The following is a 15,161-nucleotide window of genomic DNA, read 5'->3' as shown; positions in this document are numbered from 1 at the left end:
AATAACCCGTGCAAGAGCATTCCTCGATAGCTCAATGGTGGAGCAACCGGCTGTTAACCGGTAGGTTGTAGGTTCGAGTCCTACTCGGGGAGCCATTTTTCTTCGCTGTTATTAGGGCCCATAGCTCAGCGGTAGAGCCCCCCGCTCATAACGGGTTGGTCCTAGGTTCGAATCCTAGTGGGCCCACCATTTCAGAGCCAGAAGTCAGAGGCTAGAAACGGTGGGTATTCCTAATTAATGGTTAAAGACAAATTATTTACCTGCCTTGAGCATTCGATTACGGACATCGCGCATTAATACTGGGGCGATTAGCTCAGCGGTAGAGCGCATCCTTCACACGGATGAGGCCACTGGTTCGAGACCAGTATCGCCCACCAATATAGATTTTACAAAATAAAGACTGAAAGCTAAACCCATTGACTGAGGTCATTGGGTTCTTTTATTACATAAGCTGAATAACTGGAATGATTGGAGGAGCGACATGATAACCTTATCCTCGAAGATTGAATTCGTAAAATTTCTCAGGGAGAAGTTGTTTGGCAAGAACCTGAAGTGTATTGAGATCATTTCTGTCATTGAGTGTACTATGGATTTTGGAGTTGTAGGAAATATTGACGTAGCTGATGATAAGGTCTCAGTATGGAGCAATGAGAATGAGGTGTTTTGGATTAATTTAGACGATGTTATTGCTGTGAATTACGATCCAAGAGAAGAGGATGTTTGTTTAGTCATCGAAGCTAAGAATGATGTCAAAGTCCAATTTTATGTAGAATAAGAAGACGAAGTATTGCCCGCAAGAGGGGGAATATGATAGAATATTGGCATAAAGAAAAGTTAGGGCATAGGTGCCGTTTCTTTTTAATATCAATATGAAACATGGTTTTGTTATATGAAACAGAACCGTACTTATTGTTTGGAAGACTGAGCTAGAGCGATACGTAAAAGTATAATTTGGGAATAATTTAAAGACATATAGTAATCAAGGCGAAAGAAGGGTTTGACCATTATGTAAAACATTGTTTTATTAATTAAAACAATGTTGTTTACAAGGTATTATCATAAAAGCTTCGATCGGATTAAAAAATTTTTAAAGGGGGAGACAGATATGGCGCTTTGGGGAATAGAAGAAAAAGTAAAACACTATTTTGCAGACGAGTTGGAAAAAGAGGCCGAAATGACAGGGGCTCAGTTCGTCGTAAAGTTTTTAGAGAAAAAGGAAGTAGCCCATGTCTTTGGCATTCCTGGAGCGGCTATTCTTCCCTTTTACGATGCAGTACTGGAACAAGAACACATGCGAGCAATTAATGTTCATCAGGGGCAAACCGCAATATTTATGGCGGAAGGCTATGCTAGGTCGACGGGAAAAGTAGGGATTTGCGCGCTCACATCTGGCGGAGGAACAACTAATTTCCTGACAGGTCTTAATAGTGCACACGGAGATTCTATTCCATTAATCGTCTTTACGGGTCAAGTAACCACAAACCTAATAGGAAAAGATGCTTTTCAAGAGGCACCGATAGTAGAAATGGCTCGTGTAATTACTAAGGCTATCTATCTAGTCACTAAGACGGAGGACTTACCCAAGGTGATGAGTGAGGCCTGGAGATTAGCGACCCAGGGTAGGAAGGGACCGGTCTTAATAGATATTCCTGTCAATGTACAAAAGGGGTTACTCAAGATTAACCTCGAAGATTATTTGAAAGAAGAAAAGGGAGAACATATTGACCTAGTAAAAGTGAGCGACAGTCAACTGGAAGAAGTGTTCACCATGATTGAGAAAGCAGAAAGGCCTGTTCTTCTAGTCGGAGGAAGAGTTGCGGGGAATGTAAGCGACGAACTTATAGGCCTGGCTCAATTACTTCAGATCCCCATAGTTTCCTCTCTTATGGGGAAAGATGGTTTTCCTAATTATCACCACCTCTATGCGGGGATCGCAGGACCAGTGTGCCAAACTCAGCTTGGAAATAAAACCATTTATGAATCAGATCTTATCGTAAATCTAGGTGAGTGGTTTGACAGTCGAAGCACGGGAGGAAGAAATTTTTTTAAAGAGGGCAGTAAGATAATTCACATTAATATCACTGAAGAAGAGATCTTGTTCTCTCACCATATTCCCGATGAATTGGTTATTGCTTCAGATGTAAAGAATTTCATCCTAAAGTTACACAATCTTATCCGCAGTCGCGAGTATAAACCTAATACAGAGGCTTTAAAAAGAATTGAATCTCTTCGGATAGAAAAAACTAACTTAGCTCGTCAAGCGGAATCTGAGAGTAGTCCCCTCAAATCGCAGCAGATGATTACAGAGGTCAGAAAAGGGATTCGGCCAGATGCGATTGTGACTTTGGACTGGGGATTAGGCCGAATTTGGGCCTCTCAATTATACGATGCACATGAACCGCGTACGTTTTTAATTGATCGCGCTGGTGCCATGGGGTGGAGTCTAGGTGCGGCAATGGGTGCTCAGTTGGCTTATCCGCAACGCCAAGTCGTGAATTTATTAGGGGATGCAAGTTTAGGTATGTCTCTTGAGGGGCTTGCAACAGCCGTTAAACATGATATTCCGGTAGTGATCGTTGTTTTTAGAAAGGAGCTGGAGTTTGCAACTGCAGCTAAAGGAATGGGTGTAGAGGCAGAATTGGTAGAAAAACCTGAGCAGATCACTGATGCCTTAACACGTGCGTTTAGTGCCTATCGTCCTTACCTGATTGAGATCTTAGTTGACTCGGATGCTCAACGTTCGGTCTCGACCCGCCTTTTTTCATTGTCCACAAGCACTTTATCCGATAGAATGATATAATGTGGAAACATGAGCTTGCTTTTTGGGCATAATAATATACATGATAGTTTTCACAAGGACTGGCGTAGCCAAGTTTTCTATATGAGGTGAAAAAATGACAGTGTCAGTTAGTTTAGGTCCACGGCTTCAAACCGTGGCATCGTTTGTTCCAGAGGGAGCAAATCTCGGGGATATAGGGACGGATCATGCTTATTTGCCAATTTCTCTCTATGAGGATCAGAAAATAGCAAAGGCAGTAGCTATAGATGTCCATGAAGGACCGTATCAATCCGCCTTGGCAGCGGTCAAAGCCCGGAAATTAGAAAACGTCATTGATGTGAGGTTTGGCGATGGATTGATGCCCCTCGAGGTCGGAGAAGTCAATGTTTTGACCCTTGCGGGGATGGGCGGAAGAACTATGTTGGAGATTTTTTCGGCGCGGCCGGACATTTTGACGGGTGTTACCGATCTCATCGTGCAACCGCAGGGAGCGGAAGGCGCTGTTCGTTTGACGTTGCTGGATAAAGGGTGGCGTCTGAAGGCAGAGTTGTTGGTGGAAGAAGAGGATCGAATCTATGTCGTGATGGCTTTTTCTACGGAAGCAGGATGGAAAATGACGGAACTGATCGAGATCGAACATGTATGGTGTGATCGTTTGCATCCAGTTATAGTTGAGAGAGATGAACAGATGCCGGAGGCGGAGTTTAAAAGCTTAGTACACAGGCTTGTATGGCATTTTGGGCCTCTGGTCTTGGGAGAGCACACGAATCTCTTGAACAAGCTGTTTGAGGAGTACAGAGGCAGATTGTCGAGGCAGTTGAAGCAGATGGAAAAATCAAAAAGCCCGGAGATTGTGGAAAAAATTCGTGAAGTTTCACTTACACTGGCTTTAGTGGAGGGATTGCGTCAATGGCGGTAACAGTTGGATTAGTTGCTCAGTTAATAGAAAAGATAGCTCCAAAATCCTGGGCTGAGGAGTGGGACAATGTCGGATTACTTGTCGGAAGCGGTTCAAAAACTATCGAACGCATCCTTATTACCTTAGACGGGACTTTGGAAGTGGTCGAAGAAGCAAAAGCTTTTAATGCCCAGCTCATCGTGGCACATCACCCCGTTATTTTTCGGCCCCTGAAAAATCTAAGGGCAGATAACGCTGCGGCTCAAGTCCCTCTCCGTCTTTTACAACATGAGATCGGATATTATGCTGCGCACACGAATTTAGATCAGTCTGTAGTTTCTCCGAGTCGAGTCCTTGGCGAATTAATTGGGTTGGAAAAGATGGAGCCTTTGGAGCGGGTGTATGATGTTAATCCAAGCCGTAATAGTGAGGAACGCGGGTATGGAGTAAGCGGATATCTAACACGTCCCCAAAAGTTAGGAGTTTTATGGCAGAACTTTTTGGATAAATTGAAAGAGTCAGGAGTCTATTCCCAGGCCTATGAACTAACCGGAGTTCGCTTGGCTGGATCCTTAGAGAGGGAAGTAAGGAAAGTAGCTATCGTTAATGGCAGTGGGGGACGATTCGTACCCAAGGCGTTGTTTAAGGGCGCTGACCTGCTCATTACAGGTGACGTTGATCATCATGCCGTCCTTGATGCCCTTGAAGGAGGAATGGCTGTTGGAGATCTGGGGCATTTCTTGAGTGAGGCACCCATGCTTAGATCAATATATGACTATTTGTCGTCAGAAAAATCCCTTCAGGGAATTGAGATTCGAGTAAGCTCTGTTAATCGCTCGCCCTGGCTTTAATTGAGATCCCCTATGGAGAGACATCTCGTCTCCATAGGGGATTTTAATTAAGAAAATAATATAAAGGCATTTTGCTTGTGAAAGAAATAATTAACACTTGACATCAATTGTGAAATATATTACTATAAGGTTGTAAGGAATAATCTGATAATAGAAACAATAGAGTTGTTCTAAAGAAATACTCAGGCCCTATTAAGAAGATTTATTGATCCTTCGATACAAGTATTTGAAAGGAGAAATGTGTAATGATGAATCGAACTGAAATTCTGCGGCTTCAACGTGAAAAGGTTTTAACCAACATTCAAGAGGATTATCCTAATCGTGCTAAATGGTTAACCGAACTGATGGACATTGATGATGAAATTGAAGAAATGGCAGAAAAGAAACACAAAGTGAATTAACCAATACTATCCATTTGACCAAAACCTATTTATTTAGTAAGATAACTAAGCGAAGCCAACCAGATGATCGCGGGGGTATGGACCGAAAGGTCGCCTCTGAGGAAAGTCCGAGCTCCATAGGGCAAGGTGCTGGGTAACGCCCAGTGGGGGGAACCCCAAGGAAAGTGCAACAGAGAGATACCGCCGATAGCGGAGGTCAGTTGTCTCTGACGACTGTCCGCCGAGTAGGTAAGGGTGGAAAGGCGAGGTAAGAGCTCACCGGCAGTCAGGTGACTGGCTGGCCATGTAAACCCCACCTGGAGCAAGACTGAATAGGGGAACTATGAACGGCCCGTTTTTGTTCCCGGGTAAGGTCGCTAGAGGCCGTCGGTAACGGCGGTTCGAGATAGATGATCATCACCTCCGTAAGGAGGGACAGAACTCGGCTTATAGGTTGACTTCGCAATGCTTATGGGAAACTGGTTGTTGCATAATAATGCATAGCCGTTTCCCATAAGCTTTATTTTGCAATAAAACAAAGAACAACTGGCCGAATTGGCTAAATCGATTAACAAGTTGTCCATGAATTAGTGTCACGGAGTGTAGTCTTCTAAATTTAAAGTATTTAAATAACTTTGTAAGATAGTCTAGCCTCCCTTATTTGATCAAGGGAGGCTATTTATATAGGAAGAATCTTGCCAACTTATCCGTTTTGATCAATACACTATTAAATATCTTTATGGGTGAACATTCATTCATTAATTCGTTAATAAAGGCAAAGCTTCTTTACTGATATAGTTTAACGATTTCTTGGAGTTTTAAGGCCAAACCTAATTTGCCTTCAACCTTTAACCCACCAGTCATAAATGCCATTGTAGTATTCAACTTATCTTTTAACAATTTCGAGAAGTTCTTTTCGTTCATAATGAGGATAACTTCTGGGTCTGGAGCAGGTCCTTCAACCATTTGCACTTGACCAGCTTTAAAGACTATTTGTAATTCACCGCTTTCCTCTAGATTTATTTGGAAGATACGGTCTTTTTCAGAAGCAATATGCTCGGGATTGGCATTCATTTTCTCCACAAGTTCTTGTAATTCAGCTCGGACTGTCATAGTGTTTATCCTCCCTTTTCTCTCTAAAATCATAATGTTATGAAAGTTTTCACATTATAGAAAAATATACCATAATAGTTCGCATATTTCAAAATATTTTCATTGGGGCTATATATTGATTTGGAAATGAATACAAATCATTATATAGGCTTTTATTTAGAGTATAAATAAATGTCAGATTGAGAAAACTTAATTAATATCTACTTTAGGTTCCAGAGTTTAAATTTCAAGGAGTTTTGATTTAATGTCTTTAATTTCTGAAGTGCGTCCCTTAGCTGTTGCTTTGTTTTCCATCTTATTAGGGGCTACGGGGCAGTTTTTGTTTCGTCTGGGTATGGTTGAGTATGGGAGAGTATCGGTTACTGGAATTTGGAGACAATTGGGATCAATTATATTAACTCCTGCAATATTTCTTGGGTTTGCTTGTTTTGGTGTAAGTTCTGTTCTTTGGCTGGTTGTGATCTCACGCTGGGAGCTAAGCTATGCATACCCGCTTGTTTCCTTGGGGTATGTGATTGCAATTCTCTACGGAACTTTTTTTCTTCATGAAGTTCTGACGTTGCCAAAAATTCTTGGATGTTTGCTGATACTGGCTGGAATGAGTGTCTTGGGATTATGGGGACAAACCTAATGATTGTTAAGACAGTATTAAAAAATCATATATTAGATTTAGAGAGTTGAATGGATATCCTGAATAGGATATGTTAATCTAGAGTTAATAGAATAACTTCGATATTTCCTTCCACTTGATAGAAATTCTAAGCGTTCCAAATGAGATACCCATTATTTTTTTGGAGTCGATGACAAGACAAGAAAAAGGGGCGTGTGTTGGATGCATTTTCAGGATTTCGGACGAGGTACGCGGATTGAATTATCTAAAATGGCCAAACTACTCGGAATGAAGTTCATCGGTTTTAACCCGAATGCCCAGCAGGTATCATTGGAGTTTAATGGTAAAGGGGTTACTTATCCACTGAAAGAATTTGTACAACAGTTTGAGAGAGAATGTCCTACGTCTTTTATGTGAAGTACTTAAAGGGGCTCTGATTCATTTAATAAATGAGTCAGAGCCCCTAATTGATGGATCAAGAACCTTTCCTTGTTCAAGTTATTGTTTTTGGTAAAAGAAAGAAGATACGGGTTTAAGGCCAAGATGATTTAGTCCGAAGAGATGTTCGGTGCTGCCTGTGAAGAGAATTCCACCAGGGCGCAGGGAATCTGTGAATTTTTTATAAAGCATCTCTTTGGCTTCTTCAGTAAAGTAAATGACGACATTGCGACAGGCTATAAAATCGAAGCCAGTTTGGAAACGATCGGTTAACAGGTTTTGAGGTTGAAAACTGACTTGCCGCTTGACTGAATCTTTAATTTGATGCCCGTTGTCAGATGGGGTAAAATACTTTTGCAGGAATTCTGGCGGAGTGCTCGCAAAATCATTTTGTTTATAAAGGCCCTCTTTGGCTTGACGCAGTACATTGACATCAATATCTGTACCCAGTATGCTAAACTTGGCCATCGCGAAATATTCCATCATTGTCATGGCTAGTGAGTAAGGCTCCTGGCCGCTGGAACATCCCGCGCTCCAAAGTTTCAAAGGCGTTTTATTTTGAAGGAGTAAAGGGAATATCGTTTCTCGAAGTGTTTTCCATTGAGTCGCATCTCGGAAGAATTGAGAGACGTTAATGGTTAAATGTTTAAAGAAGGCGTCATATAATACCGGGTCGACATTGAGTGCTTTCAAAAACTCCGGATAGGTCGGATGTCCGTGGGAATTCATAAAGCTAAGAATTCTCCGCTGCATTTGGTTTTGCTTATAAAACTTAAGATCTAAGCCACTCTTGGGGTGGAACCCTTTAACAAAGTCTTCGTAAGTATTGGATATTGATGTGGACAAGGGTTACACCTCTTTCCTAACTAGTATATTAAGGCTTTCTTATATTGAAAAGAAGAGATTTAGGGTTTTTGAGCGAATAGTAAAGAGTAACAACCCCTTAGGCAAAAAGATCGACGATCAATCCGCGAATCTCGTCAATCTTGGTTAAAATTTCGAGAGGTTTGGCTTGCTCATCCAGAAGCTGTTTTCCGAGCTCATCCAACGCTTCATCGATTTTTCCGATACGGGCCATGACCTTAGGCCGACCTTGATAATCCCAAGATGTATCTTCCTGCATTTTGCGGCTTTGCCCAAAGGTTGATCGCAGGAAGGATTTAACCATATCACGAAAGTCTTTAAGGTCACCGATTGAGAGGGATTGAGCTAATTTTTTTCCTTGAACCCCCAGGCGCTCGAGAAAGGTTTGGAGTTCCACGCTCTGGATTTTTTGAGTCTGGGTTAAGATACCGCTAAAATCGCTGTTACGCTCCAAGGAACTCTGAGAATCGAGATTAGGAGTCAGGGTTTGATGTGGTGAATTGATACGTATAGACATAGTCATTCTCCTCTTAGAAAGGATTAATCATGCAGACGCGCAGAGCTTTTTTAAAAACAATACTTGGTCTTGGAGCAATTATGTTACCATGGAGTTTTTTGCCGACTCGTTTTGGAGAGGCTATAAAGACAAGGTTGGGGCGTCCGCCAATTGAACTCTTGTTGCCCCCTGAGATTAAATCAAATAATAAGATCAATTATGAAATCCTAAATCGCACGGCCATGGATGATATCTACGCTTTAACCGCCCCTGAGATGCAAGGGCGTAAAGCGGGATCTGTGGGAGAGGCGAAAGCTGCTGAGTATTTAGCCTCTCAATTGAGTATGCTGGGCTTACGCCCGATGGGGGACCCAAATACGGGCTTTATTCAAGCGTTTACGATTCCCCCAGTGGTGGAAACTAGGGTTAATGGTCGGCTAACTTTTAAATCTGGGGAAAATCGAAATCTTAGATTTCCAAGTATCAACCTATTAGGGGGGTTAATGGGGGAACAAACACAGGAAATTATTCTTCTTTCAGCACATTACGACCACCTGGGGGTTTTCGAAGAGCGAGTCTACCCTGGAGCCAATGACAATGCCTCTGGTGTAGGCTGTATACTTGATGTAATAAGGCGGATCATCCGAGAAGCAGAGGTCCCAAAACGCACGATTGTTATCGCTTTTTGGAGTGCTGAAGAGATGGGATTTGTAGGGTCTCAAGCGTTTGTCCAATCTCCTTCGTTTACCCTTAACCAGATACACGCGGTTCTAAATGCTGACTCCGTAGGAAATGGAATGGTTGGAAACTTTGCACTCTGGGGGGACGGGAAAAATCCGGCCGTAAATGCCATTCAACAAGCTGCAGCTAAATGTGGCGCCAGCGCCCAATTAACCCCCAGAGCGGGTCATAATAGTGACTCTGTCAGTTTTGCTTTACAGGGTATTCCAGCGGCGACGCTCCTAGCGCAGGAATGGCTGTACAAAAATCATACCCCTGAAGACACGATTGCACTCGTAAAATCTGAACAGATTTACTTGGCAACAGAAATAATGTACCAAGCGGTACGCACACTTGCTTTCTAAGGGGTTAGGACAGGGGCTAGTGAGCCAGGAACAGGAGTTTGGTTAGTAGGCTCGGTCACATCATATTTGGAGCGCAGAATGATCAGGTCAATCCGCCGGTTTCTGCCTTGTCCGGCGATAGTGTCATTTGAAGCAATAGGCCGATATTCTCCGTAACCGGCTGCGGAGAGCCGGCTGGGGGTAATCCCAGCTGACTGTAAAATTTGCACGACGTTAGTGGAGCGGATGACGGAGAGTTCCCAATTGCTGGGGAACTTTGCGGTTTGAATGGGTAGATTGTCAGTATGCCCTTCAACCCTTATTTGGTTAGATGCCGAACCGAGGACGGTAGAGATGCTTTTAAGGATTTCTCGAGCTCGGTCGGTTATATCGGCTGAACCACTTCCGAAAAGCAGCGTTTCTTGGATACTGACCACCAGACCCCGTTCTTCCATGGAAGAGATTAGCTTTGACTGAATTCCGTTATCAAGGGCAAACTTATCAAGCTTGGCTTTAATTGCTTCAATGCTCAAGTTTTCAGCGTCGGTATTCCCCTGACCAACATTAGCTGCCGCCTGATCAGTGTCAGTCGTTTTGCTGGGATCCTTATCCTTGCCAGGGACAGTGGTAGTAGCGGAGGGGGTACCGGTTTGAATAAGAGATGGTCCGGATGGGCTTGCAGCCATCTCCATTTTTGCAGGGACTCCTCCAGAAAGTGCCTTGTTAAGGGATTCCGCAACGGCTTGGAATTTATCGGCGTCTACTTTACTCATAGAATAAAGTACAACAAAGAAAATCATTAGCAACGTAATTAGGTCAGCATAGGTCAGTAGCCAACGTTCGCTATTCTCTTTTTCGGCTTCATGCTCGCGTTTCCTACTCATCGGCTTTCACTTACAGATGCATTGCCAAGTTCGGCAACACCTTCTCGATTTTTATCTTCGGAGAGAAGCACAGAGCCTACGTGTGTTTTTAGTTTTTCCTTAAGGATAGAGGGATTTTCGCCTGCTTGGATGGAGAGGATTCCGTCTAGTACCATCTCCATAGCCGACACTTCTGCTTTGTCCTTCATTTTAAGTTTTGTCGCGATGGGAAGCCAAAGGAGGTTTGCTGATGCTACTCCATAGAGGGTGGCTATAAAAGCAGCGGCGATAGAATGTGAAAGTGCTTCAGGGTCTGAAAGGTTTCCTAACACCATGACGAGGCCCATAACTGTCCCGACAATTCCCATGGTCGGACTATACCCGCCAGCCGCCTCGAAAACGGCAATCCCAACCTTATGGCGTTTCTCAAGGACAGCGATATTGGACTCCAGGATCTCCTTAGTGATTTCAGGATCCGTACCGTCAATGACGAGTTGCATTCCTTGGTAAGTAAAGCGATCTGTCACTGATTCAAGCTCTTGTTCCAGGCTGAGCAGCCCTTCGCGCCGTGCCTTTTCTGCAAATCTTATGAGGGTCTCATAAGCTTCGGCGGTGCCGAAGGACTGGGAGGTAAACGCAAGCTTAAACCATTTAGGAAGGTTCTTGAGGTCGGAGAGTGGAAAACTGATCAAAACCGCTCCAGCAGTTCCGCCAAAAACGATCAGTGCAGCAGATAATCCCCCCAGGGAACTGACGGTTCCCCCTTCTAAAATATAACCAGTGATAAGGAAACCGAATCCAACGATAATACCAATGATAGTCGATAAATCCATGTTGCTTTTGCCGCATCCCTTATGCTCTTGAGTATAAATGGATTAATAAGGGATTGTGACGTACCTCCCTTGCTTTTTTATATAAGTGTTGAAGAAACGGATATGTATAATAGTGTATAAAATTTTTTCCGTCTACTTTATTTTATCGTCAAAATCAGTGATGAACTTTAGCTCCTTTTATTTTCTAATCCCGAACATCCTTTCAAGTCATGGTCGGGGCTAAGTGTTGCTTGGGTTTTCCGCCTGTGGCATTCAGGTTTTACATAATAGTTATTATACAAGAAAAGCAGTGCACCAGCTATAATTCTTGCTTTCCTGTGAAAATATACCATAGAGTTTAAAAAATTTCTCTTTAGTTTTAACAGGTTATCTACGATATAGAAAATAAGACTATGTATTTTGGAGTGAATGATATGAAAATAAACGGGACATCAATGTCTCCAGTTGGCAGTATTCAAGGGGTTAGTCGTTTGAAACAAGCTGAAAATAAAACGGCAGTTTCTGAGGCGGATAAAATAGCGGTATCTGATAAAGCGCAAGTGTATCAGGCCTTACTTCAGAAAGCCAAAGAAATTCCCTCTATCCGCGAGGAACGTGTAAGAGCGCTTACTGAACAGATCGAACGAGGAGAATTTAAAATAGATGGACAAAGAATAGCCGATAAGTTATTAGAGATATATCCGAAAGAATAGTTTGGGAATGCAAGTTGCTTCCGACCTTGCTTCTTTCATTCTACTAGACCAGCTTACTTTTAGAGGGGGAGATTTCCGTGTCTGAAGCACTTCAAAACTTAAAAGTCAACCTAAGCGAACAAGCTGAATTATATAATAAACTTCTTACCCTGGAAGAGAAGAAACAAAAAGCTCTGATTAAAAATGAAATTCAAGAGATTGAATTAATAACAGCTCAGGAAGAAATGTTCATAATCCAAGTTAATCGCATGGAAAAAGAGCGTCTCATGTGGGCAGAACAAATCGGATGTGAACTGGGGAAACCTCCCGAAGACCTAACTTTGGCTGAATTAGCGGAACATTTCCCCGCTTTAGAAGAAGTGCGTCTTGGTCTGGACCAAGTTGTCATACGATTGAAAGAAGTCCATGAGACCAACTCTCAGCTTCTCCAACAGGCCATGAAAATTGTCGATTATACAGTAGGGCTATTGACGCACCAAGCGAGTAATACCTATACGTATCCCGGTCAGAAGGAAAAAGAAGAAAACAAAAAACTGCATCTTATGGATTGGAGGATTTAAGACATGGGTTCCACGTTTGGCGGTTTAAATATATTGTCCCGAAGTTTATATGCTAATCAGGCTTCGCTTGAGACGGTAGGGCATAATATTGCAAATGCAGGTACGGACGGTTACTCCCGGCAAAGGGTCAACTTAGTAACGGCGTCTCCATCGGGGGAGGTTTATGGACGAAATAAAAACTATTCAGGAAGCGGAGTTACTGTAGCCTCCATTACCAGGGCGAGGGACAGGTTTACAGATGAACAATTGTGGAAGGAATCATCCTCCCTTAGTTACAGTCAAACAAGCAGTGCTGCCTTGACTAAAATGGAAGGGGTATTTACTGAGCCTTCTGAAACTGGTATTCAAACTGTGCTTAACCGGTTCTGGACGTCTTGGCAAACACTCTCGACTGATGCTTCTGATTCCAGCGCGCGTACTGCGGTCGCGCAACAGGGTGTAGCGCTTGTTAACGCAGTACAGCATGCTGCCGAGCAGCTGAGAGACACGGCGGCGAATGTTAACACTGAAGTTGTTGCCACTGTTAACAAGATCAATCAGATTTCTGAAAGTATCAATAAACTTAACGAGCAGATCTACTTCACTGAATTCAGTGGTACTAACAATGCTAATGATTTGCGTGACAGCAGGGATTTGCTTGTCGATGAATTGTCAAAGCTGGTGGACGTTTCAGTTAAGGAAGACAGTACGGGAAGGTATACGATTCAGACCAGTGGCTTGACCCTTGTAGATGCCAAAGGCTACTGTAACAAGTTGAGTACTGAGACTACTGCTAAAAATACACCCCCTGACAATCTTAGTTATGACGTAACAAACGTTGTGTTTGTCAATACTGGGAACGTGGTGAATTTTGCTGATGGTAAAGGTGAATTAAAGGCGTTACTTGATTCCCGAGATTCGTCTACAAAGGGTATTAAAGGGTATATGAACAACCTTGAAAAGGTTAGCCAATTTTTATTGCAAGATTTTAACGCTGTGCATCGGAGTGGTTATGGTACTGACAATACTAATGGGCGTAACTTTTTTGGTGATGGGAATGCTGCCGGGAATACAGATTATACACTGGTAACACCAACGGGCGGTTGGATTAATGCCTTACAGGTAAACACGGATATAACTGATTCGACCAGCGGACTGGCAATAATAGCGGCTAAAACCACATTTTCGCTGGTGAGTGCGGTTACAGCTGATGAAGGAAATACCGGTAAAGCAACGGTTTCCGCTACTGGTACTTATACTGGCGGGGCTACACCGCAGGATGTAAAGGTCCGGGTCGATTCGTCAGGTAATGTCGAATATTCTATTGATGATGGTACTACCTATACTGCTGCTCCTTCGGGTTCCTTTACTGTCCTGGGTATGAGTATTAATATTGCAGTCGATACTACTCCCACTCCAGCTCCTACTGCTACGGATACTTATGATTTTACCTTGTCAACTGGTAACAACAATGCAAGTGGTGATAATGCCATTTTGCTTGGAAATTGCTTAAAAACTAAACCTTCATCTACGCTTGGTAACGTTTCTTTAGATTCGTTTTATCAAGCGATGATTGGTACTTTAGGGGTACAATCTCAAGACGCCCAGCGACTGAATACCAATCAGAAAACTGTAGTTGACCAGCTTACAAATCTCAGAGCATCTACCTCGGGGGTAAATATGGATGAAGAGATGACTGATATGATTAGATTTCAAAAAGGCTATAATGCATCCGCTAGAGTATTAACGGCCATGGATGAAATGCTGGACAAATTAATCAACAGTACTGGCATTGTAGGCCGATAGGAGGAGATCTAATATGAGAATCACTAATAGTATGATGAGTTACAACTTTTTGAGCAGCCTTAATAAATCCCTAGAAAAATCAAGCAAGATTCAAATGCAATTAGCGGATGGCAAGGCTCTTCATGCCCCCTCGGATGATCCAATAAAAGTGGGGCGGAGCTTGCGTTTTAGTACAAGTATGGAGTTGAATAATCAGTATACTCAGAATGCCAAAGATGCTATAAGTTGGATGGAAACCGCAGACGATAATATGCAGGACTTGAGTAAGATTATGATTAATATCAAGGAGCAGGTAATCCAGGCCAGCAATGGTACTAATCCCACTTCTGCCATCCAGACAATTGGAGAAACTGTCGATAATCTCATCAACCAGATGATTAGTATTGGTAACTCCCAAATAGGGGGGCGCTACATTTTTGGCGGACAGAGTGATAAAACTGCTCCATTTACTCGTAATGGCGATACTATCACCTATAATGGAGATAATGAAAAGATTTCCATGCCAACTCACCCGGGGGAGGCTACTCCCAGACAGGATAGCATAAATCTTACTGGCACGGATGTTTTTGGACCAGGTCTAAAAATCCTAAATGACCTAATTGATGTTAAAAATCACCTAAGGGCTGGAACTGTGGCAGATCAGGAATGGCTTTCTGACACTGGTTTAGCACTGATAGAGGATGATCGTGACCAAATGTTGCTGTCTCATTCGTCATTAGGAGCTCGAATGTCAATTTACGAGATGGCTAAAAATATGCTGGATAGCAGCAATACTATCATCGAAGGGGATCAGGCAACTAATGATTCTGTGGATGTAGCTAAAGCTATTGTTGATTATAAAAACGCTGAAAATGTATACAAAACAGCGCTTCAAATCGGTGCTAGAATAATGCCGATGTCTTTGGCGGATTTCCTATAAATAATAGTATGTAGCG

General features: G+C 42.8%; 17 protein-coding genes, 3 tRNA genes and 1 other RNA gene. 16 read left to right on the top strand and 5 right to left on the bottom strand.

Annotation, left to right across the window (positions count from 1 at the left end; translation table 11 throughout):
• Window positions 1-20: 20 nt before the first annotated feature.
• The 9 genes from M8E35_RS08300 to rnpB all read left to right on the top strand — a co-directional run bounded on the left by M8E35_RS08300 (window position 21) and on the right by rnpB (window position 5,374).
• A tRNA-Asn gene (locus M8E35_RS08300) sits at window positions 21-95 on the top strand.
• A gap of 19 nt (window positions 96-114) precedes the next feature.
• Window positions 115-189: transfer RNA gene (locus M8E35_RS08295), tRNA-Ile, on the top strand.
• A gap of 113 nt (window positions 190-302) precedes the next feature.
• Window positions 303-377: transfer RNA gene (locus M8E35_RS08290), tRNA-Val, on the top strand.
• Window positions 378-481: 104 nt separating this feature from the next.
• Window positions 482-775 carry a hypothetical protein gene (locus M8E35_RS08285; protein WP_252468380.1) on the top strand — a complete coding sequence of 98 codons (294 nt, stop codon included), beginning with the start codon at window positions 482-484 and terminating at the stop codon, window positions 773-775.
• Window positions 776-1,105: 330 nt separating this feature from the next.
• Window positions 1,106-2,800 carry a thiamine pyrophosphate-binding protein gene (locus tag M8E35_RS08280; protein ID WP_252468379.1) on the top strand — a complete coding sequence of 565 codons (1,695 nt, stop codon included), beginning with the start codon at window positions 1,106-1,108 and terminating at the stop codon, window positions 2,798-2,800.
• A 94-nt stretch (window positions 2,801-2,894) separates the two neighbouring features.
• Window positions 2,895-3,698, top strand: coding sequence for a tRNA (adenine(22)-N(1))-methyltransferase (locus M8E35_RS08275; RefSeq protein WP_252468378.1), 804 nt, complete (start codon window positions 2,895-2,897; stop codon window positions 3,696-3,698).
• Window positions 3,689-4,528, top strand: a complete 840-nt coding sequence (locus tag M8E35_RS08270) for a Nif3-like dinuclear metal center hexameric protein (protein ID WP_252468377.1) — start codon at window positions 3,689-3,691, stop codon at window positions 4,526-4,528. The genes M8E35_RS08275 and M8E35_RS08270 overlap by 10 nt, the downstream gene beginning before the upstream one ends.
• Before the next feature lie 245 nt (window positions 4,529-4,773).
• On the top strand, window positions 4,774-4,929 hold the full coding sequence (locus M8E35_RS08265) for a hypothetical protein (RefSeq protein ID WP_252468376.1): 156 nt from the start codon (window positions 4,774-4,776) through the stop codon (window positions 4,927-4,929).
• A gap of 51 nt (window positions 4,930-4,980) precedes the next feature.
• Window positions 4,981-5,374, top strand: an RNA gene (gene rnpB, locus M8E35_RS08260) — RNase P RNA component class A.
• Window positions 5,375-5,694: 320 nt separating this feature from the next.
• Here the strand turns inward: rnpB and M8E35_RS08255 are convergent.
• Complete coding sequence (locus M8E35_RS08255) at window positions 5,695-6,021, bottom strand: SCP2 sterol-binding domain-containing protein (RefSeq protein ID WP_073028454.1); 327 nt, start codon at window positions 6,019-6,021, stop codon at window positions 5,695-5,697.
• Between the two features lie 244 nt (window positions 6,022-6,265).
• Here M8E35_RS08255 and M8E35_RS08250 point away from each other — a divergent pair, with 244 nt between their 5' ends.
• Both M8E35_RS08250 and M8E35_RS08245 read left to right on the top strand, forming a co-directional pair.
• Window positions 6,266-6,652 carry an EamA family transporter gene (locus M8E35_RS08250; RefSeq protein WP_073028452.1) on the top strand — a complete coding sequence of 129 codons (387 nt, stop codon included), beginning with the start codon at window positions 6,266-6,268 and terminating at the stop codon, window positions 6,650-6,652.
• Window positions 6,653-6,853: 201 nt separating this feature from the next.
• Window positions 6,854-7,048 (top strand): hypothetical protein, encoded by a 195-nt coding sequence (locus tag M8E35_RS08245; protein ID WP_252468375.1) that lies wholly within the window; start codon window positions 6,854-6,856, stop codon window positions 7,046-7,048.
• Window positions 7,049-7,129: 81 nt separating this feature from the next.
• Here the strand turns inward: M8E35_RS08245 and M8E35_RS08240 are convergent, their stop codons facing one another.
• Together M8E35_RS08240 and M8E35_RS08235 are read right to left on the bottom strand one after the other, a co-directional pair.
• Window positions 7,130-7,915, bottom strand: a complete 786-nt coding sequence (locus tag M8E35_RS08240) for a CheR family methyltransferase (RefSeq protein ID WP_252468374.1) — start codon at window positions 7,913-7,915, stop codon at window positions 7,130-7,132.
• Window positions 7,916-8,012: 97 nt separating this feature from the next.
• Entirely contained in the window at window positions 8,013-8,450 is a 438-nt protein-coding gene (locus M8E35_RS08235; RefSeq protein ID WP_252468373.1) for a YaaR family protein, read from the bottom strand.
• Between the two features lie 29 nt (window positions 8,451-8,479).
• On the opposite strand from M8E35_RS08235, the gene M8E35_RS08230 reads away from it, so the two are divergent.
• Window positions 8,480-9,514: a M28 family metallopeptidase gene (locus M8E35_RS08230; RefSeq protein WP_252468372.1), complete on the top strand. Its 1,035-nt coding sequence runs from the start codon at window positions 8,480-8,482 to the stop codon at window positions 9,512-9,514.
• Here the strand turns inward: M8E35_RS08230 and M8E35_RS08225 are convergent.
• Both M8E35_RS08225 and M8E35_RS08220 read right to left on the bottom strand, forming a co-directional pair.
• The gene (locus M8E35_RS08225; protein ID WP_252468371.1) at window positions 9,511-10,377 is read right to left on the bottom strand and encodes a flagellar motor protein MotB; all 867 of its coding nucleotides are present in this window, start codon (window positions 10,375-10,377) and stop codon (window positions 9,511-9,513) included. The genes M8E35_RS08230 and M8E35_RS08225 overlap by 4 nt on opposite strands.
• Window positions 10,374-11,189, bottom strand: coding sequence for a flagellar motor protein (locus M8E35_RS08220; RefSeq protein ID WP_252468370.1), 816 nt, complete (start codon window positions 11,187-11,189; stop codon window positions 10,374-10,376). Before M8E35_RS08220 ends, M8E35_RS08225 begins: the two co-directional genes overlap by 4 nt.
• Before the next feature lie 413 nt (window positions 11,190-11,602).
• Here M8E35_RS08220 and flgM point away from each other — a divergent pair, with 413 nt between their 5' ends.
• From flgM to flgL, 4 genes are all read left to right on the top strand, one after another.
• Window positions 11,603-11,881 (top strand): flagellar biosynthesis anti-sigma factor FlgM, encoded by a 279-nt coding sequence (gene flgM / locus M8E35_RS08215; protein WP_252468369.1) that lies wholly within the window; start codon window positions 11,603-11,605, stop codon window positions 11,879-11,881.
• A gap of 77 nt (window positions 11,882-11,958) precedes the next feature.
• The gene (locus M8E35_RS08210; protein WP_252468368.1) at window positions 11,959-12,441 is read left to right on the top strand and encodes a flagellar protein FlgN; all 483 of its coding nucleotides are present in this window, start codon (window positions 11,959-11,961) and stop codon (window positions 12,439-12,441) included.
• Between the two features lie 3 nt (window positions 12,442-12,444).
• Window positions 12,445-14,226: a flagellar hook-associated protein FlgK gene (gene flgK, locus M8E35_RS08205; protein WP_252468367.1), complete on the top strand. Its 1,782-nt coding sequence runs from the start codon at window positions 12,445-12,447 to the stop codon at window positions 14,224-14,226.
• Window positions 14,227-14,239: 13 nt separating this feature from the next.
• Window positions 14,240-15,145 carry a flagellar hook-associated protein FlgL gene (flgL, locus tag M8E35_RS08200; RefSeq protein ID WP_252468366.1) on the top strand — a complete coding sequence of 302 codons (906 nt, stop codon included), beginning with the start codon at window positions 14,240-14,242 and terminating at the stop codon, window positions 15,143-15,145.
• The last annotated feature ends 16 nt before the right edge of the window (window positions 15,146-15,161 follow it).

The organism is Desulfosporosinus nitroreducens, assembly GCF_023897015.1.
In the GTDB taxonomy this organism is placed as follows: Bacteria; Bacillota; Desulfitobacteriia; order Desulfitobacteriales; family Desulfitobacteriaceae; genus Desulfosporosinus; species Desulfosporosinus nitroreducens.
This window is presented reverse-complemented; position numbering and strand designations above follow the sequence as displayed.